Annotated in this window: 25 protein-coding genes; 15 read left to right on the top strand and 10 right to left on the bottom strand. The window is 49.9% G+C overall.

The genetic code is table 11. From position 1 onward, the window contains the following. The first annotated feature begins 385 nt into the window (after positions 1–385). The 4 genes from ACN4EG_RS13140 (at position 386) to ACN4EG_RS13155 (ending at position 5,765) form a co-directional block, all read left to right on the top strand. Positions 386–1,750 (top strand): GAF domain-containing sensor histidine kinase, encoded by a 1,365-nt coding sequence (locus ACN4EG_RS13140; RefSeq protein WP_431630013.1) that lies wholly within the window; start codon positions 386–388, stop codon positions 1,748–1,750. Positions 1,751–2,783: 1,033 nt separating this feature from the next. Beyond that, positions 2,784–3,263 carry a CBS domain-containing protein gene (locus tag ACN4EG_RS13145; protein ID WP_431630014.1) on the top strand — a complete coding sequence of 160 codons (480 nt, stop codon included), beginning with the start codon at positions 2,784–2,786 and terminating at the stop codon, positions 3,261–3,263. A gap of 118 nt (positions 3,264–3,381) precedes the next feature. Then, positions 3,382–4,044, top strand: a complete 663-nt coding sequence (gene nblB / locus ACN4EG_RS13150) for a phycobilisome degradation protein NblB (RefSeq protein WP_431630015.1) — start codon at positions 3,382–3,384, stop codon at positions 4,042–4,044. A gap of 194 nt (positions 4,045–4,238) precedes the next feature. Further along, positions 4,239–5,765: a sensor histidine kinase gene (locus ACN4EG_RS13155; RefSeq protein WP_431630017.1), complete on the top strand. Its 1,527-nt coding sequence runs from the start codon at positions 4,239–4,241 to the stop codon at positions 5,763–5,765. A gap of 29 nt (positions 5,766–5,794) precedes the next feature. On the opposite strand, the gene ACN4EG_RS13160 is transcribed toward ACN4EG_RS13155, so the two are convergent. Next, positions 5,795–7,240, bottom strand: coding sequence for an aminotransferase-like domain-containing protein (locus ACN4EG_RS13160; protein ID WP_431630018.1), 1,446 nt, complete (start codon positions 7,238–7,240; stop codon positions 5,795–5,797). 234 nt (positions 7,241–7,474) lie between these two features. Here ACN4EG_RS13160 and ACN4EG_RS13165 point away from each other — a divergent pair, with 234 nt between their 5' ends. The 4 genes from ACN4EG_RS13165 to ACN4EG_RS13180 all read left to right on the top strand — a co-directional run bounded on the left by ACN4EG_RS13165 (position 7,475) and on the right by ACN4EG_RS13180 (position 9,567). Further along, the gene (locus ACN4EG_RS13165) at positions 7,475–7,663 is read left to right on the top strand and encodes a hypothetical protein (RefSeq protein WP_431630019.1); all 189 of its coding nucleotides are present in this window, start codon (positions 7,475–7,477) and stop codon (positions 7,661–7,663) included. Between the two features lie 36 nt (positions 7,664–7,699). After that, the gene (locus ACN4EG_RS13170; protein WP_431630020.1) at positions 7,700–8,056 is read left to right on the top strand and encodes a nuclear transport factor 2 family protein; all 357 of its coding nucleotides are present in this window, start codon (positions 7,700–7,702) and stop codon (positions 8,054–8,056) included. Positions 8,057–8,118: 62 nt separating this feature from the next. Next, on the top strand, positions 8,119–8,622 hold the full coding sequence (locus tag ACN4EG_RS13175; RefSeq protein WP_431630021.1) for a DinB family protein: 504 nt from the start codon (positions 8,119–8,121) through the stop codon (positions 8,620–8,622). Positions 8,623–8,664: 42 nt separating this feature from the next. Then, complete coding sequence (locus tag ACN4EG_RS13180; protein ID WP_431630023.1) at positions 8,665–9,567, top strand: 2-hydroxy-3-oxopropionate reductase; 903 nt, start codon at positions 8,665–8,667, stop codon at positions 9,565–9,567. A 26-nt stretch (positions 9,568–9,593) separates the two neighbouring features. On the opposite strand, the gene ACN4EG_RS13185 is transcribed toward ACN4EG_RS13180, so the two are convergent. The 3 genes from ACN4EG_RS13185 to ACN4EG_RS13195 all read right to left on the bottom strand — a co-directional run bounded on the left by ACN4EG_RS13185 (position 9,594) and on the right by ACN4EG_RS13195 (position 11,702). Then, positions 9,594–10,382: a peroxiredoxin-like family protein gene (locus ACN4EG_RS13185; protein WP_431630025.1), complete on the bottom strand. Its 789-nt coding sequence runs from the start codon at positions 10,380–10,382 to the stop codon at positions 9,594–9,596. Beyond that, positions 10,375–10,965 (bottom strand): Uma2 family endonuclease, encoded by a 591-nt coding sequence (locus ACN4EG_RS13190; RefSeq protein ID WP_431630026.1) that lies wholly within the window; start codon positions 10,963–10,965, stop codon positions 10,375–10,377. The genes ACN4EG_RS13185 and ACN4EG_RS13190 overlap by 8 nt, the downstream gene beginning before the upstream one ends. Before the next feature lie 143 nt (positions 10,966–11,108). Then, a complete protein-coding gene (locus ACN4EG_RS13195; RefSeq protein ID WP_431630027.1) occupies positions 11,109–11,702 on the bottom strand; it encodes a Uma2 family endonuclease in 594 nt (197 codons plus the stop codon). A 266-nt stretch (positions 11,703–11,968) separates the two neighbouring features. Between ACN4EG_RS13195 and ACN4EG_RS13200 the strand changes: the two genes are divergently transcribed. Next, on the top strand, positions 11,969–12,352 hold the full coding sequence (locus ACN4EG_RS13200; RefSeq protein WP_431630028.1) for a hypothetical protein: 384 nt from the start codon (positions 11,969–11,971) through the stop codon (positions 12,350–12,352). Between the two features lie 143 nt (positions 12,353–12,495). Here ACN4EG_RS13200 and ACN4EG_RS13205 read toward each other — a convergent pair whose 3' ends face one another. After that, entirely contained in the window at positions 12,496–13,527 is a 1,032-nt protein-coding gene (locus ACN4EG_RS13205) for a Ycf66 family protein (RefSeq protein WP_431630029.1), read from the bottom strand. A 215-nt stretch (positions 13,528–13,742) separates the two neighbouring features. Between ACN4EG_RS13205 and gndA the strand changes: the two genes are divergently transcribed. Continuing rightward, on the top strand, positions 13,743–15,152 hold the full coding sequence (gndA, locus tag ACN4EG_RS13210; RefSeq protein WP_431630030.1) for an NADP-dependent phosphogluconate dehydrogenase: 1,410 nt from the start codon (positions 13,743–13,745) through the stop codon (positions 15,150–15,152). Between the two features lie 105 nt (positions 15,153–15,257). On the opposite strand, the gene ACN4EG_RS13215 is transcribed toward gndA, so the two are convergent. Both ACN4EG_RS13215 and ACN4EG_RS13220 read right to left on the bottom strand, forming a co-directional pair. Continuing rightward, positions 15,258–16,208 (bottom strand): hypothetical protein, encoded by a 951-nt coding sequence (locus ACN4EG_RS13215; protein WP_431630032.1) that lies wholly within the window; start codon positions 16,206–16,208, stop codon positions 15,258–15,260. 42 nt (positions 16,209–16,250) lie between these two features. Then, positions 16,251–16,754, bottom strand: a complete 504-nt coding sequence (locus ACN4EG_RS13220; RefSeq protein WP_431630034.1) for a DUF4330 domain-containing protein — start codon at positions 16,752–16,754, stop codon at positions 16,251–16,253. A 261-nt stretch (positions 16,755–17,015) separates the two neighbouring features. Here ACN4EG_RS13220 and ACN4EG_RS13225 point away from each other — a divergent pair, with 261 nt between their 5' ends. After that, positions 17,016–17,858, top strand: coding sequence for a M48 family metallopeptidase (locus ACN4EG_RS13225; protein WP_431630035.1), 843 nt, complete (start codon positions 17,016–17,018; stop codon positions 17,856–17,858). Between the two features lie 332 nt (positions 17,859–18,190). Here the strand turns inward: ACN4EG_RS13225 and ACN4EG_RS13230 are convergent, their stop codons facing one another. Both ACN4EG_RS13230 and ACN4EG_RS13235 read right to left on the bottom strand, forming a co-directional pair. Beyond that, positions 18,191–18,946 (bottom strand): metallophosphoesterase family protein, encoded by a 756-nt coding sequence (locus ACN4EG_RS13230; protein ID WP_431630037.1) that lies wholly within the window; start codon positions 18,944–18,946, stop codon positions 18,191–18,193. 250 nt (positions 18,947–19,196) lie between these two features. Then, complete coding sequence (locus ACN4EG_RS13235; protein WP_431630038.1) at positions 19,197–19,922, bottom strand: DUF1995 family protein; 726 nt, start codon at positions 19,920–19,922, stop codon at positions 19,197–19,199. Positions 19,923–20,265: 343 nt separating this feature from the next. Here ACN4EG_RS13235 and glyQ point away from each other — a divergent pair, with 343 nt between their 5' ends. The 3 genes from glyQ (at position 20,266) to ACN4EG_RS13250 (ending at position 23,574) form a co-directional block, all read left to right on the top strand. Beyond that, positions 20,266–21,150, top strand: coding sequence for a glycine--tRNA ligase subunit alpha (gene glyQ / locus ACN4EG_RS13240; RefSeq protein WP_431630040.1), 885 nt, complete (start codon positions 20,266–20,268; stop codon positions 21,148–21,150). Between the two features lie 53 nt (positions 21,151–21,203). Further along, entirely contained in the window at positions 21,204–22,145 is a 942-nt protein-coding gene (locus ACN4EG_RS13245) for an ADP-ribosylglycohydrolase family protein (protein ID WP_431630042.1), read from the top strand. 388 nt (positions 22,146–22,533) lie between these two features. Continuing rightward, complete coding sequence (locus ACN4EG_RS13250) at positions 22,534–23,574, top strand: adenosine deaminase (RefSeq protein ID WP_431630043.1); 1,041 nt, start codon at positions 22,534–22,536, stop codon at positions 23,572–23,574. A 133-nt stretch (positions 23,575–23,707) separates the two neighbouring features. Here the strand turns inward: ACN4EG_RS13250 and ACN4EG_RS13255 are convergent, their stop codons facing one another. Then, positions 23,708–24,634, bottom strand: a complete 927-nt coding sequence (locus ACN4EG_RS13255) for a histone deacetylase family protein (RefSeq protein ID WP_431630045.1) — start codon at positions 24,632–24,634, stop codon at positions 23,708–23,710. Between the two features lie 662 nt (positions 24,635–25,296). On the opposite strand from ACN4EG_RS13255, the gene ACN4EG_RS13260 reads away from it, so the two are divergent. Further along, entirely contained in the window at positions 25,297–25,455 is a 159-nt protein-coding gene (locus ACN4EG_RS13260; RefSeq protein ID WP_431630046.1) for a hypothetical protein, read from the top strand. Positions 25,456–25,722: the final 267 nt, after the last annotated feature.

A 25,722-nucleotide genomic window follows, 5' to 3' on the forward strand; every position in this document is an offset into this window, starting at 1 on the left:
GGTTGAAGCCCTGGTTCTCTCACTGATTCAATCTCTAATCCCTAATATGATGCTAAATTACCTGCTTTTTCACGATTCTTGGTAAAACTCTTTATTTTTTTAAGCCTGAGTAGTTACAGGTTGTCTAAAGTTACCAAATTCCTAGGAATTCTCAGTAATCTTTCCGAGAATCGATCGCAGTCTCACCCAAACGGTGTAAAACTTCAGTAAACTCGCTACCTATTTCATCGTTGATCCCAAAGACAAGGCGGGAATGATGGGGATGGTTAACTACGGTGCTCTATATAGCCCGTCGCAACCAGATCATTCCATGAGTCTTAAATTAGGTTAGAGCGGGGTTAGGATGGTGTGTCCTGAAAGTCGGCTATATTGTCGTCTCGATGGTATGACAGCGATTGCAAGAACGCAACAGCGTCAGTTAGTCTTGACGGAATTAGGATTACTTGAGACCGAAACAGTTCCAGTATTTGAAGAAGCCGTCCAAACGGCAGCCAATTTTGTGGATGCGCCCATTTGTTGGCTAAGTGTGATGGACGCAGATCGGGAACGGATGAAAGCGGCGATCGGCCTATCGAGACTAGGTTTGATGAATCCGTTATCTATCCAGCGAGAACTTTCCTTGGACGAGTCCTTCGGGATTTACGTGACGGATAGTAGCCAGAGCCTGGTGATTCCAGATACGCTCAACCACCCAGCCTTTAGCAGTAGCTCCTTCAGCCAGCAGTACGGCCTCCGTTCTTACCTCGGGGTTCCCCTGATTACGGCAGCAGGTCAATGCATTGGCGTGCTTTCAGTCATGGATCTCCGTCCTCGGGAATTTACCCAAAAGGATGTCGAATTTTTGACCCTCATTGCTCGGCTCAGTATGAGTGAGTATGAGCGCCTTCAATGCATTCAACAAACTTCTTCTCCATCGGCCAGTCTCTCTTCCCTTGTTGTCCACCCCAATCACGCCCCTAACTCGCTCAAGTTTGAGCTCTTAGCCCAATTGACCCAGGAGTTACGAACCCCGCTCACATCGGTGATGGGAATGGCGAGTGTGCTGACCCGAGAAATTTATGGCCCCTTAACGGGCAAACAACGGGAATATCTCGATATCATTCACCACAGTGGACAGTACCTTCTGTCTTTAGTGAAGGAAATTCTGGAGCTTTCGGAACTCGACGATCGCTCCCATCAACTCAACCTATCATCAGTGGACATTGAAATGCTCTGCCAGCAGTCGATTAGTACGCTGGAGCAGGCCGCCAATCGCCGAGAGCAACAAATTCGTCTCTCCGTGGAACCCGGAAATCGCATTTGGATGCTGGACAAAGAAAAAATTCGTCAAATGCTCTACCATTTGATGTTCAGCATTATTCAGTCGTCCAATGCTGGCAGTATTGTGCGGCTGCATGTTTCGAACAAGAGTAATGGGCTAAAGCTGACCATTTGGGTATCCCACCCTTGCCTGGGTGAAGGCTTACCCCTTGGTGATTTCTATAACAGCAATGCGAGTAATAGCCTGAATGGCAACGATTATTCAGAAGCTGGCGTGTTTACGAATGGCAAAACAGCTGTCATCAATGCACCTGCCCAGCCCAAGCGAGATGCGATCGACAGCAGTGCTAATTTAGGCTTGCGCCTGAGCCGTCAACTGGCAGAAATCCATGGCGGCCAACTGTTGATTCAGGGCTCCGATCCGGGTCATCGCTACGTGATTACGCTCCCTCGGCAAACGCTGGCGAGCCAGGATGTGGTGAATAATTAATGCTACCCATTCGAATGCTGTGAACTCGAAACAGCCGTTGCACAGTGGTTGCACAGTAGTTGCACAGTAGTTGCACAGTAGTTGTACAGTGGTTGACCTGTATTAGTCAGTCATGCCTCATTAGTCATCAATAACTAGTCATGAATAATGAGGTGTCACAAGTCATTGATCACAAGTCATTGATCACGAGTCATTAGATCGCGAGTCAGCAAAATTCGTTGGTTAAACTGTAACTCTTGGCTAAACCGTAACTCTTGTACATTCTTTTTCTTCTGCATCGTTCTTTGCTATTCTGACACACAATTTTTAACCCCTGAAGCCTCTTCTAGGATTGTCTAGAAGAGGCTTTTTATCGAGATTCTATTACCTCGAAATGTTTCTAGGGCCATCTATTTAGCGTTAATAAAATATTTTTAGTGTTGATTTAATGCAATAAGGAGGTGTGCTTAAAATTGCATTCTAAATTTAGAAACAACAATCAAAAAACTATTCTAGAGTTAAGAAAATTGAATTAATGTAAGAAATGCATCAATTAACAATTTGAGGATCTTTAGAGTAAACCAGATAAAATCTCAATTAAATTGCCGATCGGATGGTTCGATCGGGCTACATTCAATGATTTCATCATCGTTATTTGGTTTGCCTAACGGCTTTAAAAATTCAGAATTAATTAATATTTCAAGCATCCTGCATCGAGTCTGAATCTAATCATTCAACCTCTCTCAATCATTCAACCTCTCTCAATCATTAAATCCTGTGTAGATCAACGGTCAAATGGGCCATCGGTAAGGATAATAAAGATATTCCACCCCTGTACTCGATCGTTGATTCTGCGATTGAATTTTCGATTGAACCGATGCTCTCCACCTCTTTTTTGATCCCTTCGAGCTTTTTCTGAAAATATTTTCTGGGGACATGTTTCTGGAGACGTGTTTCTGGAGACCTTTTCCTGGGGTGACTGGTCTCGTCTTTTCTCTGCTGCAATTTTATTTTGATTGAGCCCATTTCATCATTTCACATGAGGGAGATTCCTATGATTCGGAAAATGGTTGCCGATGTCATGACCCGTAATCCCATCACGGCCCATCCCACAACGCCACTCAAGCAGGTGATTCACACCATGGCCGAAAACCGAATCAGCGGGATGCCTGTGGTGGATGACTCTGGAAAATTGGTGGGCCTTGTGTCAGAAACTGATTTGATGTGGCAGGAAACGGGGGTGACGCCTCCTCCCTACGTCATGATCCTGGACAGCATCATTTATCTCAAAAATCCAGCGACCTATGAACGGGACTTACACCGGGCCTTAGGCGTGACTGTGGTGGAAGTAATGACCCCCCACCCGATCGTGATTCAGGAAAGTCAATCCGTCGCAGATGCAGCCCGGTTGATGCACGATCGGCATATCCATCGCTTGCCCGTCGTTGATTCCACAGGGCGCTTAACGGGGATCTTGACCCAGGGTGATATTCTGCGCACCATGGCGCAAGAACTGGCGGTTACGACCGTTTAAATCGAGCTAGGTCGATCACAACGTGCTGGGAGTAGAATCTGTGTTTTGGGTGGGGATCATTAGGTGCGAAAATAGGGAGCATATTGACCAACCCAGATAACAAGACACTGAGAAAAGCATGAGCGTTGATGCGGAATCGGTAAAAGAACTTCTCAACTCCTCTGATTTCGGCGATCGCCTACAGGGACTCAACCAACTCCGAGGACTGGATCCTGCGGTTGGATTTGAGCTAATTCAGCCTGCGGTTCAGGATAAGAACGTTCGGGTGCGATATGCAGCAGTCTCCCAATTGGCAACGCTGGGTACTCAGGATCGCGATCGTACCCTTGCTTTGTTGCGAGTTGGACTGAAAGATAAAGAACCGGATGTGCAAGCGGCGGCGGCGGATGCGATCGGGGCTTTACAACTGACCGAAGCCTTCGACGAACTGAAAGCCCTCTACGAAACGACTCAGGAATGGATCGTTCAGCTCAGCATTATCGCGCCGTTGGGAGAATTTGGAGATCCCCGTGCTTTCGAACTGTTGGAAGATGCCCTACAGTCCGGCAATGAACTCTTAGCAATGTCTGCCATTGGCGCACTGGGCGAAATCAAGGACGATCGAGCGATCGGGCTGCTGGCTCCGTTTGTGCAAAATGCTGACTGGCAGGTGCGTTATCGGGTGGCCCTGGCCCTGGCCCACTACACCAGCCCCGAAGCCCAAACCCTCCTCGCGTCCCTAGCCCAGGATGCGGTTCCCCAAGTTGCAGAACAGGCCAAAGCTGGACTGGTACATTCCTAAAAACTGCATCGGCAACGCCACATCGGCGAACCCGTCCTTGAATCCCAAAAGACAGGACGGGTTTTGCTATGGTAGCGGGTATTGCGCCATGATTCGGTTCGGTTCCACACCATTACTGATTTTGCAATCAGGGTACTCTCGTAATACGACCAGCGATACAGACTTGTTAGCAACCTCGCGATCGAACTTTGGTTATGGGTGAGTGGATTTTACCAACATTGAGTTACGTGCTAATGCTGGGCCAAGGGGAAGATGAATTTGTCACTTCCTCTGGCTCAGTGGCCACCCAGCGTGTCAAAGCTGAGAAATCCTGGGCAGCGGCGATCGCTGCACTAGAAGCTATGTTGCAGCAAACGGGCGAGCTGAATCATCCTGATTCCAGCGATTCCGATGCATGGAATATCCCTCAAGGTTTAGTTTTATCGGGGCCATTTCCGGTTTTAAGCCAATCGGAATTACTCGATCGCTATCGCAGTTGGACATTTACCGCCGATACTTCTCTGGCAACGATCGCGAACTTTTTCCAACTTCCTCCCTGCGAAACGGGTGAAGCTCCAGCGCAAAATACGAGTACGCCGCTACCCCTCCTACCCGGTGACCCGTTGGCTGCTGAGCAATTCTGCATTGCACTAACGTCGAAATTTAGCTTGGTGATGGTACTGGGTGAAACCCCGGAAGGCACACCGGGCTTTTGGTTTTCCTTTGAGCCGGAGCAGGTAGAACGGGCTTGTCAAATTCTGCGCCTGCGGGTGGTGATGCTGAGTCCCTCCCAGGTGAAAACTTGGGATGACCTGATGGAGCAGTTCCCTACGGTCATTCCCCACTACAAAACCGTGACCCAGTTTAGCCATCGCTTACTGGCCCAGTTGCCCTGCGAAATTTCCTACACCCACGGAGCGGGCTCCCAGGGGCTCTCCCCACTCCAGCACCCTGAAGTTCCCGCTGATTTCTCGCCCTCGGCCCATTTGGCAGCGGCTAGTTTGGCGACATCGAGCTTGGATGTGGAGTTGTTGCAGGCGATCGCCCATGAGGTTCGCACGCCGTTGACGACCATTCGTACCCTGACTCGGTTACTGATGAAGCGCAAGGACATGGTGCCGGATGCGCTGAAGCGGCTGGAAGTGATCGATCGGGAATGCAGTGAACAGATCGATCGCTTTGGCCTGATTTTCCGGGCGGTGGAATTGGAAACCTCGAATAACAAAGGTGTTTCTCTGACGCCCACCTGTCTGACGCAGGTGTTTAACCAGAGTATTCCCCGTTGGCAAAAGCAAGCCCAACAGCGGGGATTGGCCTTGGAGGTTGGCTTGCCTAATACCATGCCCCATGTGGTGAGTGATCCAAGCATGTTAGATCAGGCGCTGACCAGCTTGATTGAGCGATCGGCGCGTAGCCTGCCCTCGGGGAGTCGGATTCAAATTGAAGTTGGTTTGGCGGGCGATCAACTGAAGTTGCAGGTGGAAACCATTGCGAATGAATCCAGTTGTCCCTACCAACCGTTGCTCAAGTCGCTGGGGCAAATGCTGACCTTCCAGCCGGAAACCGGGGTTTTAAGTCTGAATCTGACTGTGACGAAAAATCTATTCCAGGCCCTCGGTGGCAAGCTGACGGTGAAGGAAAAATCCGCCCACCAGGGGGAAATTTTTACGGTGTTCCTGCCGCTGCAACCGGAAAGTATTAATCTTGGTAGGCTAGAGCAGCAACCGACTCATTTGGTTTAGTCACCACTTCCGTAGAGTTCAACGTTCCGTCACTTAACTTGTTGCTGAGTCAGTTGCCCCAACGTTTGCATGGCTCGATCGATTGTCTCCGACCAAGGAGACGCGCAACTGAGCCGGAGACAGTTTTGGAAATGCCCCGTGGGCGAAAATAGGTTACCTGGGGCAATGCTAATGTGATGGCTCAGAGCATCTTCAAATAATTGCATAGTGTCAAATACAGGGGGTAACTCTAGCCAGAGAACATAGCCTCCCTTAGGACGGGTAACCTTCGTGCCAGCGGGAAAATAATCACAAATCGCTTGGGTCATCCGCGCAACTTGCTGTTGGTAGGTGCGTTGCATTTGTCGTAGGTGCCGATCGTAGCCCCCGTTGGCTAAAAATGCCGCGATCGCCAGTTGCGGGGGGATGGCCGTCGTCCAGTTCATGGCCATTTTGAGTTGGGCGATTTGCAAGTGGTAGTGCCCCGGAACCACCCAGCCAATTCGCAGGCCGGGGGACATGGTTTTGCTGGCGGAGGCGCAGTAGAGGACGCGATTTTCTGTATCAAAGGCTTTAATGGCTTTGGGACGGATTCCATCAAAGGCCAGATCGCCGTAGACATCATCTTCAATTAACGGAATGTTGTAGCGATTAAATAAATCCAGTAATTGCTTTTTCTGACTATCGTTCATGCAACTGCCAAGGGGATTGCTGAAGTTGGACACGATCGCGCAGGTGGCAATTTGTTTCTGTTGCAATGCCGTTTCCAAATGTGTTAGAGAAATGCCTTCCTTGGGATGGGTCGGGATTTCCAAGGCGCGCAGGTGTAGGGATTCCAGGATTTCTAGTAAACCGTAGTAGGTGGGAGATTCGATCGCAACGGTATCGCCTGGTTGGGTTACTGCCCGTAGGGACAGGTACAACGCCTCAGCGGTGCCATTGGTAATAATCACATCCTCTGGCGTTAGGGAACAGCCTGCATTGAGCAACCGACGGGCGATCGCTTGCCGCAGTTCTGGCCGACCATCGGGCTGCCCGTAACCATGGGAGATCGTGGAATTGGCCCGTAGCACCTGCCCCATCAAGCGGTTAATGGCCGGAGTCGGCAGTAAATCCAAGCAGGGAACGGCGGCTCCCAAGGTGACATTTTGTGGATCGCGCAGGGTGGCACTGATGCGAAAGGCCAGGGAAATTTTGACAGGAGCGATGTCTTTCGGTTGGGCGATCGCGTCGGGTTCTGCGGGGACGGTGAGGGGCGATCGCTTGACGAAGTATCCGGACTGGGGCCGTGCCAGAATCCAACCCTGATCTTCCAGTAACCGATAGGCTTCTAGCACGGTGGAAATGCTGACGGACAGTTGCCGATGCAGTTTGCGGACGGAGGGGAGGCGATCGCCGGGTTGTAGGGTGCCTTCGGTAATTAAGTCCTGGATGCGCTGGGCGACTTGTTCGTACAACGTTTTGGTGGCGGAAGGGGCAATCAGTTGCAGGTTCATGGGGCGGGGTTCCTCCCAGGGGACTGATGAACAGCGTCGTTAATTAGCGCCGTTAACCGCGCTGTTAATTGCAGTTAACCGCATATCACCACTGAGTTAACGACACAGTTGCAGCGATTTTCAACCAGTACAGTTTATTTTTTCTGAACTGTACCCATTACAATTTAGCAAAACTGCATCTGTTTGGCGGCTGAAAAATTTGTCATGATCGGGGCAACCGTTAGGAGGTGACCCATGCATCTCAAGCAGATTTGGTTAAGCCTACGTCGATCGCTGGAAGGCGATCGCAGTCCTCAAGTGGCAAAGAAGCAAAATTCATCCGGCGATCGCTATTTTGAATTGTATGATCCCGTCGATCGGAAGGTCAGTTCTTTTAGTTCGTCACGGGAAATTCAAATCTGGCTGGATCAACATCACTTATAGCACCGTCATTAGGCATTCAAAGGATTGAGAATATCTATGGATCATGCAATGGCAAGCCAATTAGCTCAGGAATGGTTCAAGGCATGGAATAACCACGATTTAGATGCAATTTTGTCCCACTATGCGGAGGACGTGGAATTTCAATCTCCGTTTATCACAAAGCTATTGGGCGATCCATCGGGAAAGATTGTCGGCAAGGAAGCGCTGAGAGCTTATTTTGACAAGGGGTTACAAGCTTACCCCGATCTCCATTTTGAGCCAATCCAAACTTTGTTGGGTTTAGATAGCATCGTGCTGTATTACCGGAGTGTGAATCAACTATCAGCTGCAGAGTTGATGGTATTGAATGAACAGGGGTTAGTGATTCAGGTGAAAGCCCATTACAGTTCATGATTGGACAGCTTGTGATTCTTGATTATGGGTCAGTTGTGTTTTTCTGTTTCTGAGAATGCATTATGGATAGAACTTACTACACTACGATGGCGGAGTATAACCAATGGATGAACCAAAAGATTTATAGCGCTTGTGAGTCCATTTCTGATTCCGATCGCAATGCCGATCGAGGTGTATTTTTCAAATCAATCCACGGCACGTTAGATCATATTTTGTGGGGCGATCGAATGTGGCTCTCTCGCCTAGCTGAGGCAGCGCCACCAACGGTTAAGCTGGGGGAGTTGCTCTATCCCAATTTTGCTGACCTTCAGGAACAGCGTAGGCTTACCGATCGGACGATTTTGGCTTGGGCCAGTTGCTTAACCCCGGAATGGCTCAATAGTACGGTCGCTTGGCGGAGTGCGATAGATGGTCAGGTACGATCTCATACGGTTTGGATTTTGGTCACCCATTTTTTTAATCATCAAACCCACCATCGCGGTCAAGTCACAACCCTCCTCACCCAATTGGGCCACGACATCGGCTCAACGGATTTACCCTGGATGCCGAGTTTTCTGGAGAAATAGCAACTCTCCCCTCCCTTTCGTTCTAATTTCTGCGATAGGCTATTGCTGTACCTTTGGCGCAAGCAAATGATGGAACGGATTGGCTTTATTGGCTTAGGCATTATGGGCAAACCGATGACGCGCAACTTGCTGAAAGCGGGTTACTCCGTCGCGGTCTACAATCGCAGCCCAGAGCCGATCGCGGAATTGGTTGCAGAAGGTGCGATCGCCACTTCATCCCCCCAACACCTTGCGGAACAGGTAGATGTGGTGATTACCTGTGTACCAGATTCGCCGGATGTGGAGGCTGTTGTCCTAGGCGATCGGGGAATCATTCACGGCGTACGATCGGGAATGCTCTACATTGATATGTCCACGATCGCGGCAGCCACCTCTCGCAAGCTCTACACTGCTTTACAAGACCAAGGTGTGAGTGCGTTGGATGCGCCAGTTTCCGGGGGAGATATTGGTGCGCAGCAGGGCACCTTGTCGATTATGGTCGGGGGTGATCAAGCGGCCTTCGATCGGGCTTTGCCAATTTTGCAAGTTCTGGGCAAAAATATCGTGCGGATTGGCGATGCGGGCGCGGGACAAATCACCAAGGCTTGCAACCAAATCGTGGTGGCGCTCACGGTGCAGGCTGTTGCCGAGGCATTCACCCTAGCGCAGAAATCCGGCGTAGACCCCGCCAAAGTCCGGGAGGCGCTGCTGGGTGGGTTTGCCCAAAGTCGAGTCCTGGAAGTCCACGGCCAAAAAATGCTCGATCGTAATTTCAATCCTGGCTTCAAGCTCGATCTGTTTCGCAAAGACATGAATTTAGTTCTGCAAACAGCACGGCAAGAAAAGCTAGCCCTCATGGGCAGCGCACAAGTCACAGAATTAATGAATGCATTGCAAGCCCAAGGCAAAGGAGACTTGGACTTCCTATCCGTTCTAACACTCTATGAAATGCTTAGTGGAATGTAAGAATATTGATCCATTGATCCAATTTTCTATAGGTCTAACGACGCTAAAAATGATAAAGGCCGACTCATATTTTCTGCAAAGCCGAGAATGCCCCGATCGCGGTGTTCGTAAATCAACGTGCCATCGCTGTCAAATAAAAAAGTGCCTCCCCGTTGCGTAATCCACTGCACATCGGGAACGTAGGTCTGCCAATGCCCCAATACCTCTACCATATTTTTTAGCCGCACCGTTGCCAGTTCAAAGGGACGCTGAAACCCACTGCCTCCCGCCGTTTGGAAAAAACGTCCCCTAATGGGCGGCAATGGTTTGGCATGAATCACCTCATCATCCGCAATCAACTGGGGAGCCGATCGATCGCCCAAATATCCACGAAACACCTCTCGCAACGTCCCTGGACTGCCAATGCCTGCGCACATTAGCAAAAAGTTTGCCCAAGCATTACCCGCCGAAGAAAGTCCTGGAATTTTCAACGTGAGTCCTGGATACAGTCCCAGGTCTTGATGAATGGAGGCAACGGGATCGAGAAACAACTGTTCAGCCGGAAACCCTGTGTAATGACAAAAGCGTTTTCCACCTTCAAGATCACCGATCGCGATCGCACGAACGACAATCTTCCGTTGAACGAACAATTCCTGTTCCCGTTGTAACCACCCCGCATATTCAACGCTATCAAAATCCCCCAACTGCGGCCACACGAGCACCAACACCCGCGAAGTCACTGATTCTAATGCAGGCACGTCTAACACAGGCACGATCGCGCCATCACTAACCCGCTGGAGTTGTAACGATTGGAATTGAGAATAGAGATTACCCATTACTTACACCTGAACTATCAAATACAATTTCCTCGTAAAATTGTTCGATCGGTAAACTTAAACCAATGCTTTTTAGCTCTACGAGATCGCCCGATCGAGAGCTCAAAATCAACCAATCTCCCGCCTCATTTTTATGGTAAATATCGATTGCGACTTCCTCTGAGCTTGCTAAAACATAATCCACTAAATTTGGGTTGCGGCGATACTTTTCAAACTTTTTGCCTCGATCGTATGCTTCAGTACTACTTGATAAAACCTCCACAATTAAACAGGGATAAGTAATATAAAAGGCATTCTCTCTATCACGATCGTCACAAGTCACACTGAGATCAGGGTAAGTATAGTTAGGTGTATTGAGAATGTTAACCTTTAAATCTGAATTAAAAACACTGCACTGACTGCCTCGCAAATGGGATTTGACTAAAGTAGCAATATTTAACTTAAGCGCACTATGATTTTGAGTCCCGCCACTCATCGCATAAACGCGCCCATCAATGAGTTCGTGCCGCTCTAACTGCTGCGCTTCCCAAGCGAAATACTCTTCCGGCGTAAAGTACCGATCGTTCTCTCTTGCTGCAACCATGGGATCCCTCCAGTTATATACAGTTTAGAAGTTGAGCCCTGCCCAGGGGATCTCCTGCAATTTCACAGACTGCGCAGAAGCACAATTGAAAATCACTAAGACTTCCCAAAGAACCAAAGAACCAAAGAACTTGTACCTATTCATTAAGACATTGCTTCTTCATGCTGAATATCAAACACAATTTCCTCGTAAAATTGTTCGATCGGTAAACTTAAATCAATGCTTTTTAGCTCTACGAGATCGCCCGATCGAGAGCTCAAAATCAACCAATCTCCCGCCTCATTTTTATGGTAAATATCGATTGCGACTTCCTCTGAGCTTGCTAAAACATAATCCACTAAATTTGGGTTGCGGCGATACTTTTCAAACTTTTTGCCTCGATCGTATGCTTCAGTACTACTTGATAAAACCTCCACAATTAAACAGGGGTAAGTAATATAAAAGGCATTCTCTCTATCACGATCGTCACAAGTCACACTGAGATCAGGGTAGATATAGTTAGGGGTATTGAGGATATTAACTCGACAATCAGAATTGTAAGTTTTACACCCGCTACCCCGAAGATGGGGTTTGATGATAGATAAAAAGTTTCCCGCTATATCACTATGATTGCGAGTCCCACCCGTCATCGCATAAACGCGGCCATCAATGAGCTCGTGCCGCTCTAACTGCTGCTCCTCCCAGGCGAAATATTCTTCCGGCGTAAAGTACCGATCGTTCTCTCTTGCTGCAACCATGGCATCCCTCCAGTTATATACAGTTTAGAAGTTGAGTCCTGCACAGGGGATCTCCTACGATCGCACAGACTGCACAACAGTTGCCTCAGTCATCATTATATTGAGGAGCTATGGCGGGCATTTATTCGTTACTTCAGCTTTTACGATCGCAAAAAATAAACAGCAGTTCTACGGGTGACTAGCCCCACTTCCCTGACCTATAACCACCTTAGAACCGTAGGGATCATTCTCACTGAGATCCCTTAAAACGCACTTTAAGGAATTCTATGACAATGCGTGTTTTGCCGAGATTGGTTATCGCTGGGGTGATGGTGGGTGCTCTGCTGGTGCCCTTGGCCAGCCCTGCACGAGCCGAAAAGTTTGCCTGTGATGATTTGGTTGAAATGGCGAATAGCTTGGATGAACTCTCTAATGCCATGGAATCTGGCGTAGAAATCCAACAAGATGGCCCGGAAGACCAAGCCCTGCGATCGGTGGTGGATGCGCTGTCTGATGCGGCCAAAATTGAAAATAATCAAGCTCTCCATGATGCAGTCGAAGAAATGGATCAGGCGTGGCATGCCATGGATCGATCGGGATTTGTAGCGGCAGTCGATCGCGTCACGATGATTTTTGACTCCCTCCGGGCTCAGGATTGTCCAGCCCAATAAGCGTCAAGTCTGACCATTGACTCCACACTGTGCCGACAACAAGAGCGCCGATCTCACTAGATTCGATCGGCGCTCTTCTGTAAATTCAATTATGCGGCTAATGATCTGTATGGCCTTACCTTAAGGGATTCGGCCTCAACAGATTAAGCATCAGTTTGAGGACGGGGTTTTGGACGGTTCAGATTGGGTTGTTCTTCGACTACTTCAGCCTCGACTGCTTGAGCAGTTTCTGCCACTTCCTCAAGCTTGTCTTGAATCACTTCACTTGCATCTTCAACAACGTCCGTAATGTCTTCAGCCACTGTCTCGACTTTTTCTGAAACGGTTTCCGAAATCGCCTCAACGGTGGTTGCCCCCTGCTCCACTTTCTCCGTCACGACCTCTTTGACGGTTTCAGCAGTATCGCTGGCTTTTGCTTGTAGGGTGCTTTGGGCGTCTTTGAGGCTGTCCGTGACGGTTTCAGCGGCTTCACTCGCTTTTTCCGACACGTCACCAAAATCGAAGTCATCATCCACATCGGCTGCTGGGGGCTCCTTCTCCTGGAAATCCTTCCGCACGTAGGTTTCCTTGTTCTTCGGTGTGCTGAGTCCTCCCGCAAAGGATTTTGCCTTGTCTAGCATGGATCCAAATGAACTAGCTTTTCCCTCGCGATTGGACGGCCCATTGGAAGCGTCTTGAACGATCGGCGGCTTAGCAAAATCTTCTCGGGTTAGGGGTTTTTCTGCAACCGTAGGGGCAGCCTCGCTAGAAGTATCCGTTTTATCGCTCTCTACCTTACTGGCAACTTCTTGAACCTTTTCCTGCACTTTGCTGAAGGCTCCCTGGGCTTGATCCTTCAATTTGTTCAAGCTCTCAGGATCCACTAAGCCCTGAATACGATCGCGAATTTGTGACACTTTTTCAGCACTGGCCCGTTGATCTTCCGGCACGTCCTCCCAGCGAGCCTGCATCGCTTGCCAACCAAACCAGCCGATCAGCGCAACGCTAGCGATTTGGCCCAGCAAGACGCCCCCCGTAATTCGCCCCGCACAGACCCAGAGAACCAGGGCATAGAACAGCCCCACCCCACTCCAAATCATGTCATTTTTGCGGGCGATCGCGGGTACAACAAACGATGCACCGTATAGCCCAAGACTGCCAAGACCCACTGCCAATGCTAAAAGATATGTCAGCATATCGCTGCTCCTAAAACGGTCATTTCTTAAAGGATGTCGAAGGAAAGACTCTGGGGCACAGTAGAGGTTTCCGAAAAATAGGGTTCCCAAACCGCCCGATCGACCTTCTCTCTCGATCAGATTTAATCCTCTCTTCAGCGTTGTCCCTTAAAGGGCACGTTACCCTGAAATTAAATTGCGATCGTACCCAACGTTTATAGAGTGAAACAAAACTTATGACTCAGAGCTTTGGAGTAATTGGACTCGCTGTGATGGGCGAAAACTTGGCGCTGAATGTTGAGCGCAACGGATTTCCGATCGCAGTCTATAACCGCAGTCGGGAAAAAACCGACGAATTCATGGCGACAAGGGCCGTGGGTAAGAATGTGAAAGCGGGATACACCCTGGAAGAATTTGTGGGGTTACTAGAACGTCCCCGCAAGATTTTGATCATGGTGAAGGCGGGTGCCCCCGTGGATGCGGTGATTGAACAACTCAAGCCGCTGTTGGATGAAGGCGATATTTTGATTGATGGAGGCAATTCTCTCTTCACGGATACGGAACGTCGCGCCAAGGATTTGGAATCGGCGAAGTTTACCTTTATTGGTATGGGGGTCAGCGGCGGTGAAGAAGGTGCGCTGAATGGGCCGAGTCTGATGCCAGGGGGCACCCAAAGTGCTTACCAGTACCTCGAACCGATCTTGACCAAAATTGCCGCCCAGGTGGACGATGGCCCCTGCGTCACTTACATTGGCCCCGGTGGTGCCGGTCACTACGTCAAGATGGTGCACAACGGAATTGAGTACGGCGATATGCAGTTGATCGCCGAAGCCTACGACCTGCTGAAAAACGTAGCAGGCTTGAATGGGGAGCAGCTACACGAGGTCTTTTCCGCTTGGAATGCCACCGATGAGTTAAATTCCTACCTCATTGAGATCACGGCGGATATTTTCCGCAAGTCGGATAACGGTTCCGGTAAGCCGCTAGTGGAAGTGATCCTGGATGCCGCAGGGCAAAAGGGCACCGGGCGCTGGACGGTGAACAATGCGTTGGAACTGGGGGTGGCGATCCCGACGATTACGGCGGCAGTGAATGCGCGGATCCTCTCTTCAATTAAGCAGGAACGGATCAGCGCTGCGCAAATTCTCTCAGGCCCGATCGCGAACTTTACCGGAGATCAAGCGGCCTTTGTCGATAAGGTACGGGATGCCCTCTACTGCTCCAAGATGTGTTCCTATGCCCAGGGGATGGCCTTACTCAGCGCGGCGTCCACGGCCTATAACTTTAATTTGAACTTGAGCGAATGTGCGCGGATTTGGAAAGGGGGGTGCATCATTCGGGCGGGATTCTTAGATAAGATTCGGGCCGCTTTTAGCGACGATCCCAACTTGGCGAACCTGCTGCTGGCTCCGGAGTTTAAGCAAAGCATCCTCGATCGCCAGTCGGCTTGGCGGGATGTGATTATCGAAGCGGCGAAGTCTGGGATCGCGGTTCCGGCCTTTAGTGCTTCGTTGGACTACTTCGACAGCTATCGCCGCGATCGCCTGCCGCAAAATCTGACCCAGGCTCAGCGGGACTACTTCGGGGCGCATACCTACGAACGGATCGACAAAGCAGGGGTCTTCCATACGGAATGGCAGTCATAGTTTCCTGACAGTGCCGACCCAAATTTCTTAGAGTGAGGGCTGACTAGGCGATCGCGCTAAACGATTACCCCAATGATCGCAGGGGGCGATCGTGGAATGGATTGTCTAGCCTTCATCCTCCATCAATACAGCCCGTCTTTGGCGTTTCTTGGGATTTGCCGAGATGGGCTGTTCGTTTAAGATTTCCGCTGGCGAGAGTTCTAGGGGCTGTTCGGCAACTGGTTCAGCGACTGGTTGACCGGGTTGAGCTTGCTGCTGGGACTGCGCAACTTTATGGAGAGGTTTCAGCCCACTGGGGGATAATTGCTGGCGATCGGTCAATTGCTGGCGATCGGTCAATGCTTGGCCTTGACTGACGGTTTGCAGTCCTTCCCAAACGGCTTCGACAATAATTTCTTCCAATTCTTGATTCAGCATCAGCCGAAAATAATCGGTGACTTGGTGGATTTGCGCTGGTGTTAAGCTTTGGGTCGTGATCGCTGCGGTTAACTCCCGCACTGCTATGAGTCGCCGTACTGCATCGGCATCGACTAAGTCATGGATCCGATCGGAATAGTTAAATTCCGGTCGATCGGGTGCGAGCCTCACACGCTGCCCTAACCACAATCCCAGTAACCCCAGGGAAGTCATGCCCTGTAACAGCAAAGCCGTAGCGACCCAATGCTGCTCCATTTCCGCCCACACGGAAAACCCGAGGTACGCCAAAAACGTTGCCCCAACCCCACTAGCGGTTGCCAGGAGGAACGTCCTGTTCCAGCCAGCCAGCGTGGACTTCCAACTAGCCAATTGCTGTTGCCAAGCGGCATTTTGCCAAGCCGTTTGCCCATAGTAGACAGCCATCATCACCGCCGCCCCGATCGTCGTGGCCAGTACCAGCCGCCCATTCCAAAAGATTAGAGCTGTGGTACCCACCGCCACCCAGCTCCACCCCTTCGCCCCAGAGAACCAATGACGCTGTAAGGTCTGAAGGGCTTTCGGCGAAATTTCTAGCTCAGCAATCTCCCTTAGCAAGTGGCGCAGAAACTGCTGGGTATGCGATCGGGAAGCGGGGGCCACGATGGATCTCCTAGCGAGAATAATAAATGAAGGGCAAAGCGCTTATTTGCGGATGGCAATCACAGTGCTGTTGAAGTTATACTCCGGGCCTTCCAGTTCCAAGGAGGTACCCACTTTGACTTTCTTGTTGCCAAACACAGGGCCATCTTCTGTAATCTTGGCATTTCCACTTAACGTCATGCGCAGATCGTTAGAAAAAACCATCTCAGGTCGAGGATCGGGTAAAGCTTTCACGGATCCATCGGGTTGGGAAACTGCTACCGTGCGCGGTAGAAATTCGACTTTCTTCAAGTCCACGGTGCCAGAAGGTTCATTCCGAATGATGACATTAATCCGTTGCCCTTCCTTTAAGAGTTCTTTAGGCGCAGCCGAACTGAGACCCCGCACCAAGACATCTACTTCGATCGGGGTGCCTTGGGCGAAACTGCTGGTTTTTCCAGGGAGCAGGAAAATTCCACCAATGACCATCAAAATAATGAGCGCTGCCCCCACATCGAGGATGCTGAACTTACCAAATAAGCGCCCTTGAGAGTCGAGAATAGCCATACCGGAAATCCTTTGAGAGGCAGGCGGAAAGCACGCTGGGCAAGAAATTAAGCCTTTTGTAGCATTCATCGCCGATCGTCATGAGACAGATTACCATGATCGGGGAGCATGAGCGATGAATGAAAAACTTGGGTATCCCTGAAACTAAGTTATGTTCGATCGCGTCTCATGTTTCAACTAGCTTCTATTAATTTCAACTAGCTTCTACCGATCGCATTGCTCAAAATTCCTCACTCCTCTAGAAATTTGCTCTGATAAGCCATGTTAGCTACTCCACTCAATCGCCGTTTTTCCCGCCGTTGGTTCTATCCGGTTCTGGCTCTTTTGTCCGCAGTCACGTTTACCCTAGCGACACCCACCGTTTCCCATGCCTTGAATTGGGCTGAACTGATTTTAAAAGGTATCCAAGTCGTCCAACTGTCTAGCATGTCCGATAGGCAGGAAGTGGAACTGGGTAAACAGATAAATGACCAGGTGACCCAGGAAGTCCGCATTCTCAGAAATGCTGAAATTACCAACTATGTGGATCAAATTGGTCAGCGACTGGCGGCAAAGAGCGATCGACCGAATTTGCCCTACACCTTCCAAGTGGTTGATGATGATGGGATCAATGCCTTTGCAACAGCGGGGGGCTTTGTCTATGTCAATAGAGGGTTGTTGAAAACGGCGGATAATGAGGCCCAATTGGCGAGTGTGATTGGCCATGAAATCGGCCACATTACTGGGAAGCACGCGCTCAAGCAAATGAAAGAAGCTGCTGTGGCCCAGGGACTCATTGGGGCAGCCGGTCTGAAGAAAAGTGCTGCGGTGCAAATTGGTGTTGAGTTGGCGCTCCGTCGTCCCCACAGCCGCCGGGATGAGTTTGATGCCGATCGCCGGGGCTTGATTAACCTCAGTAAGGCCGGGTATGCCCAATCGGAAATGGTGGCCTTTATGCAAAAGTTGCTCAGCGGCAAGTCCAGCGTTCCCACTTTCCTAAGTACTCACCCCAATACTGCCGATCGGGTGGCAGAACTGAAAAAACAAATTGACAAATCCCCGACCAGTGGCAAAGACGGTCTAGACGGGGCTAGCTATAAAACCAAACTACAAGCTCTGCGATAACGTGATCGATGAATTCGGGGTGCGGCGCGATCGTTGGGGCTGCTCCGCAGCGAAGATCGGGGAACTTCTCCCCGCCTCCCTGCAATGTCGGGGGAGTAGAGTCCCCTGACACCCAAGTGACTTCTCCGTCCATGCACAGGGGATTTGTGAGGGACATTTTGCTTGTCGAACTTACGTTGCGACAACTTTCGGAGTGGTCAGATCAGCAGCAAAATGATAAGCGGCGAAGTTGTTCATGGAAAATTCAACAACTTCGCCGCTTAAAAATTGAGCAGATTAAAAAGATTGAGTAGATCAAAGTGAGGCACTAGACCAAGAACCTCCTTGCAAGGCTAGAGAACCAACACCGATCGACTCCGGTTAATTTTCTCTGGCTGAATTTGCACCAGAATTTCCGCAAGGGGTCTGACTCGAACCGCAAAGGTTTGGACATTGACTTGATACACCTTTTGGGAGGTGGTATCCAAGGCCGTTAGCCAACCACTTTTGGGATGATAGGCTCCTGTGTCAATATCAAGCCACCCATTGCCCCCGACCACCTCTCCGGGGGACACCCCAGAAAAGGTAAAGGTAATGGTATGCCCTGTGATGATTAATTTATTGGGGAAATAGGGCTTTAGGCTAGTGTGGAATTCATCTCGAATCCAACAGAACTGCTGAGTCGTCTGTTGTCGGAGCGGAATTTCTGGATGCACCCCCGCATGGACTAGCCAAAGATCCCCTAAGTCCAAATGGGTGGGCAAGGTTTGGAGCCAAGCGAGGTGATCCAATAGGGTTTCGGCATTATCGTAGCTAGCCATAGTCGCTTTACCGCCACTCTGGAGCCATGCCTGAAGCGCGGGTGCAAACACCTGCCCCTGGGGAAATGCTTCCAAGAGCATTTGCTCATGGTTCCCTAAGACGCAGCCATAGCCTTGATTGCGCACAAATTCCACTACCTGATAACTTTTAGGCCCACGATCGATCAAATCGCCTAGAAAATAGATTTCATCGAGGGTTGTGGGTGCGAAAGTCTCGAAAAGCTGCATCAGCCCATCATAGTGGCCGTGCACATCACCAATAACAATACGTCGAGGAACCTGACTCATTCAATTTTGCACAAAACGGGATGACAACTGGAACACTGAGAAACGTAGCGCAACCTGTACCGCGATTTCTTGAACGCAACTTCTTGAACGCAATCTGGTGGCTAGCAATTCTACTCTGGCTAATCCATTGTTCCCGGAAGAGTTCAGGGATTTACGGCTATCCCCTGAAAGCATTCTAATATGAGGATTTGGCAGAAAAAACTCCGTCATTTGGCAGAACTTTGAGCCAGAACCTGGTTCCGTTTTTGCGTTATCGACCGAGTGCTTTCAAAAATTGTTGTAATTCGGCAGCCCAACCCATCTTTTTACGAGTGCTGCCAGTGGCGGAATTTAAGATCGCTTCCAATTGTTCAGAATCTGGTTTTTCCCGTTCTTCGGCAATCGCTTGCCAGGTGCCTTCCTGCTCTAGCCAAACTTGCCAGGGTGTTGGATAAAACCGAGTCAGGGCTGTTTGGTCATCTAACGGTCGCAGGTAATAGCAGGGTTCGATCGTGTTGAGGAACCGTTCCCGTAGCATCCGTCCCGCATAACCAATACCGACAATACTGATATCCTCTAGCCGTGGGTTTAACAAAATGACAGGCACCCCTGGAGCCGCATTACAAATTTCCTCTAGGGGATTGACTTCCACCGAAGTGGGCGACACGACTAGATAGAGCTTGTCTTCGCTGGCAACCTGTTCCTGAACCGTCGTGGTTTGCCGCGATCCTGCCACATCAATGCTACGGAACTGGTAGGGCACGTCACCCCAATTGCGTTTGGCCCAGGCTGCTGTTCCCGCATCTGTAAAGAAAACCTTAATCCCTTCCCCAAACTCGCTGAACGCTTCCACAAAGGTCTGAGCGATCGGCATGACCTTCAGTTCCGGAAAGAGAAACTCAACGGATAGGCGAGTGTATCCCGCCGTAATGGCAGCTTTCGTGGCATCTTGGGCTTGGACGATCGCGTCTTCGAGGGTATTGGGCAGTGCGGTCATAACGGCTAGTTGAATAACGTTGAATCGTCAGGAATTGAAAAAAGGAATATCGTTTGGGATTGCGTTTTGCCTTGAAAAGCTGCTATCCCGATCGAGAGAATTACCAAATCCATTGTGTCAGGTTTGGGTCAGGTTCCCGATTTCGATCCGGAAAATGGGCTGGCCTTTTCGGTTTTCTAGGGCTGAGTTTCCCAGGTTCAATTTCAAGGTTGAATTCTAGGTTGAATTTCCTCCGTGGGCGAGTGAGGGTAAGATTTTACGTCACAAGATTTTACGTCACGATTTACGTCACAATAAGTGGATGTCAAAAATTGGCGGTTAGCGTTGCTCGAGAGGTTTGGTTGTGAATTTCCAGTCGGTGATTGCGGCATTGCATCAATTTTGGAGCGATCGGGGGTGCTTGATTGTGCAACCCTACGACACCGAAAAGGGCGCTGGAACCAAGAGTCCCCACACTTTTTTGCGGGCGATCGGGCCGGAACCGTGGTCAGTGGCCTATGCGGAACCCTGCCGTCGCCCAGGAGATGGCCGCTATGGCGAAAATCCCAACCGCGTGCAGCACTACTACCAATACCAAGTGCTGATCAAACCCTCTCCAGAAAATATTCAAGAAATTTACCTCGACTCCCTGCGGGTTCTGGGCATTCAGCCGGAGGATCACGATATCCGCTTTGTGGAGGATAACTGGGAAGATGCCGCCGTGGGGGCTTGGGGTGTGGGCTGGGAAGTCTGGCTCGATGGCATGGAAGTGACCCAGTTTACCTATTTCCAGCAGTGCGGTGGTATCGACTGCAAGCCTGTTTCCGTCGAAATTACCTACGGGTTGGAACGGCTAACCATGTACCTGCAAGGGGTGGACTCGATTTTTGACATTCAGTGGAACGACAAGCTGACCTACGGCGACGTGCACCTGCAAGGGGAAATTGAGGAATCGACCTATAACTTTGAAGCCTCCGATGCCGATCTGCTGTTCAACCTGTTTAAGCTGTACGAGCAGGAAGCCGTGCGCTTGATGGAGCGGGAATTGGTGCTGCCTGCCTTCGGGTATGTGTTGAAGTGTTCCCATACGTTCAACCTGTTGGATGCGCGGGGTGTGATTTCTGTGACGGAGCGGACTCGCTACATTGGCAAGGTGCGTAATCTGTCCCGTCAGGTGGCTACGCTGTATCTCAAGCAGCGGGAGGCTTTGGGATTTCCCTTGCTGAAGGATGAAGTGGCCAAGGTGTAGCCCGCGATTCAATTCGTAATGTAATGAATGGCGTGCCCTGGGGTGAGCGAAAGATGGTCGATCGCGCTGATCGGATTGCAGGAGGATTAGTGGGCCTACTGGTGGGGGATGCCTTGGGGGTGCCCTACGAGTTCCATTTGCCGGAAAACTTGCCGCCGATCGAGCAGATTGAGTTCACACCTCCCCAGGGATTTCGCCGCACCTATGCCGGAATTCCGCCCGGTACTTGGTCAGATGATGGAGCCCAAGCACTGTGTTTACTAGCTTCGTTGTTGGAATGCGATCGGTTTGATCCCGAAGACTTTGGCCGTCGTCTGGTGGCGTGGTACGACGAGGGTTATATGGCGGTGGAAGGCCATGTGTTCGACGTGGGAATTCACACGGGCCGAGTGCTCAGCCAGATTCGCCGAGGGGTGCCTCCGGTGCAGGCAGGCGGCATCGATCTGAATGCCAAGGGGAATGGTTCGTTGATGCGATCGTTGCCGATCGTACTGTGGTGTCAGGGCAGCGATCGGGAACTGGTGGAACTCGCCCACGGCCAATCTCAAGTAACCCATGGTGCAATTACCTGCCAAGTTTGTTGTGCGCTGTATTGTCTATGGGGGCGAGGCATTTTGGAACAGGTGGCCCATCCCTGGCAGGGTGCCGTGGCAAGGTTACGGCAAATTTATATCGAGAATTCCCCAGACTGGTTGGAGTATTTGGCTGATCTGGAAGAATCAGTGCGACCACAGGAAGATATCACCGGAACCGGAACTGGTTATGTCGTGGATTGTTTACGATCGGCTCGGTTAGCGTTGCAAGAAGATAATTTTGCTGCTGTAGTCAAAACGGCGATCGGGTTGGGTCATGATACGGATACTACGGCTTGTGTTGCGGGGGGATTGGCAGGCTTGCGCCATGGAATCGCTGAGATTCCAGTCCATTGGCGGCAGCAACTCCGGGGCGAAAATTTGCTACAACCGTTGCTACAGACTCTCTTGCGCCGTTGGTAAGGTCAAGTAGAGGGGGGCAAACAGTCAATTTTTGCCGTTCAATTAACCACAATTGCTTCAATACATTACCGGAGGCGGATAGGGGTTGCTGTCTTCTGGTAGACGGTCAAAATCAAAAATTTTGATTATGATCAATTACTAACCAAGAGATTATTCAGTTTTCGTCTACAGAACTGTTTGCAGCAGAGTTTTTGACAGAAGTGCGACGAATGGCTTCTGTCCATTAGGCCAAAGAAAACTTTGCCATTGCAAACTGAACCTTTGGCAACTCTGATTCACGATGGGCTGGACGATCGCTGAGATTGCGAATCGTCTGCTTCGGCTAACCCGTCGGTCTGCGGATCTTGCCAACTAGACCCTATATTTTTGAATTAACCGAGAGGTCATCGTGGCTCTGTATGCAGAACTTCACCGCCACTTAGGTGGCTCTGTTGTACCTAGAATTCTCTGGCGCTATCTACAACGCAGCGAATCCCAATTGTTGGAGCGATTTATCGACTATCCCAATTTTGAAGACTACTACACTCGCCCCCGCAATACCCTGGAAGAGTATTTAGAATTGCACAGCTTAGTGGAAAGTGTGCAAACGGCAGAAACCTTGCCCTACTTTGTCTATCGCCTGCTGCGCGGGGCCTATGTGTTTGAAAATTTGGCGTATTTAGAACTGCGCTACACGCCTTACTTACGCACCGATGAACACCTCAGCCAATCCGATCGGATTGGGCAAATGGCTGAGATTGTCAACATTGTTGGCCAAGCCAGTAAACAGGTGGAATATCCGATCGTGACTAGCCAAATTGTCTGTATGCACGCGCAGTTACCCTATGAGGTGAATCGCGCGATCGTGGATTTGGCGATCGAACAGCGCCATTTTATCTGCGGGATCGACCTTGCAGGCAGCGATCGACTCTATGGAGAACGCATGGAGGAATTCATTAAACTCTATGCCTATGCCCGATCCCATGGCATTAACACTACGGGGCATCTGTACGAGACCCCCAATGGTTGTTACCCCGAATTGCTGCCCTACCTCATGCGCATTGGCCATGGCATTCAGATTCCCTTGCGCCATCCTGAGTTACTCAAAGATGTTGCTGCGAATCGACAATGTTTAGAAGTGTGTCCCTCAACTTATCCAAAGACCGGGACATTGCCGGATCTCTCTGAGTTGAAGCAAGTCTTCGATCGTTGCTTTGATGCTGGTGTGGATATTGCCATTTGCACCGATAATGCAGGTTTGCACAATGTTCGCTTAACCCAGGAATACGAAAACCTGTTGACCTTGGATATTATCGGCTTTGAGGAACTCCAGACTTGTCAGGAAGCAGCCTTCCGTCACGCCTTTGCCTGGTCCTATGGAGAACGCCCAGTGGCATTGTTAAATGGGTTGTTGCAAGCCCAATCCCAGCGATCGATGCAGATGGTGTAATTTGTTGGCGCTAGTTCGTTGGTGCTAGTTCGTTGGCGCTAATTCGTGGGTGCTAATTTATCGGGGATGTTGTGTCTAAGAATGCAGGATTCTGACGCGACTCCCCGGCGCAAATGCCCTAGTCGTCAACGAATCACCGATCGCTCAAGCGAAGACAAGGCTGGAGTGTGGCTAAAACGGAGTCTCGCAAGGAGGGAAAATCGTAGCCTCCTTCCAGTCCAAAGACGATTTTAGAAGTTAGATCCAAACATTGTTGAGTAAACCAACCATAATCCGCTGGCAGAAGGGCTGTATCGGATAGGGGATCATCCTGATTGGCGTCATAGCCCGCACTGACAATTAATAAATCTGGCTCGAAGTGGCTTAGGAATGGCATCACTTGCTGCTCAAACGCGACGGCATATTGGGTGATGTCATTTCCCGCTTGCATGGGAATGTTCAGCACGTTGTCGTGGAAGCCTCGCTCAGTTTTACGACCTGTACCGGGATAGTGGGGAAATTCATGCAAAGAACAGTAAGCAATTTGGGGATTAGATTCCACAATGTCTTGGGTGCCGTTTCCGTGATGGACGTCCCAATCGAGAATCGCAACTCGATCGCACCCTTGGGATAGTGCATAGGTAGCCGCGATCGCGGCATTGCTAAACACACAAAACCCCATCCCACGATGGGCAATGGCATGGTGCCCCGGAGGCCGAGCGAGGACAAAAATGGGCTTCCCCGTCTCTAAGGCAAAATTGACCCCATCCAGCCAAGCATTTACCGCCAGCATAGCCACTTCATAGGTTGCGGGAGACGCCGGGGTATCCGCATCAATCTGCCCTCCGCCATCCTTGCAAAGTTCTCGTACAGCCTCGATGTAGTGTTGGGTATGAATTTTCTGAATCCAGGGCAGGGGCGATCGGGCTGAGATCGGGGTTGGCTCACGCCATTCAATCTGGTTAGCCCAGGGTGCTGCTTGAATCCCTGATCGGATGACTGTTAACCGCTCTGGTTTTTCTGGATGGAAAGTCCCAGTTTCATGGCACAAAAAGCGATCGGAGTAGATGACTGGCAGCATAGTTCAAGTCTGGGCAAGGCTCAAAGATTAGAAGAGGACTAGGATGAAGTAGGGCTGGGTAGAGCGGGCTTGAAGGTGGAGCGGGCTTGAAGGTGGAGCGGGCTACTTTAGCGCAAGCTATGTTGTCAGGATAACGCGAATTTTGGTGAGGGAACCTTGAGGTCGCTTGGAAAAATTGGGCAGGTACAATTCCCATAATCTTTCTGTAAAGAAAGATTGCATATTTGTAAAAAAGTATGCCTTACCCGAATCTATACCCCGGTATAAGACGTATTCTGAATACCCATCCACCTGTAGAGAAATCTGGTCTAGGTGGATGTTGGTTGGGATGGTTAGCGTTGCCTAACGGCTGTTTGGGGCGCTCGCTGAGTTTGACAACACTTTGATAACACTACATTTGACAACACTACATTTGACAACACTACATTTGACAACACTACATTTGACAGCACTCTGCTAATCGTCTTACGACGCTAATCGTCTCACGACATTGAGTGATTGATTGGGTGATTCGCGGGGGTAGGGGGGTGTAAAAATCCCTCCAAACCTTGCCATCTGCATAGATTGCGCAGGCTGCCCCTGTAAATTACCTGGCCATTCTATAGGATTCCCATCCAATACGATCGTTACCCCCTTTGATCCTCTGTTAGGAGTTAAGCTCTATGCGTAAATGTCCTTCGTCTGAAGCAGATTTAAAAGTACTGCTGGTGTTTGTGGTCATTAGTGGATTGTTTCTGTCTGGAACGGCGATGATGTCTGCGGTGAATTTGACTACATCGGAGACGCGCTCCTTCACCCAGAACTTAATGAGTTGGCGTTGAGAATGAAGTTGGATTGTTAATATTTTCGAGTTGTGACGGGGCGATCGATTCGATCGCCTTTTTAATTGTCTTTTTTCTGAAAAAGTGTGATCTTGAGAACTCTTTGATTTGGGAAACTGACGAGTGATCTAGGAAAGCCTTTTCTACAAGATTGTGCTCCGTCCCATCACTCAAAAAAACTATGAAAGGTCATCTAGCTGATAGTTCCAATGCTTTACCATATAGCTTTTAGATTAATAATAGAATCAAAAAAATAAAGAAATAAAA

Source organism: Alkalinema pantanalense CENA528, from assembly GCF_050753345.1.
GTDB classification, from domain to species: Bacteria; Cyanobacteriota; Cyanobacteriia; order Leptolyngbyales; family Leptolyngbyaceae; genus Alkalinema; species Alkalinema pantanalense.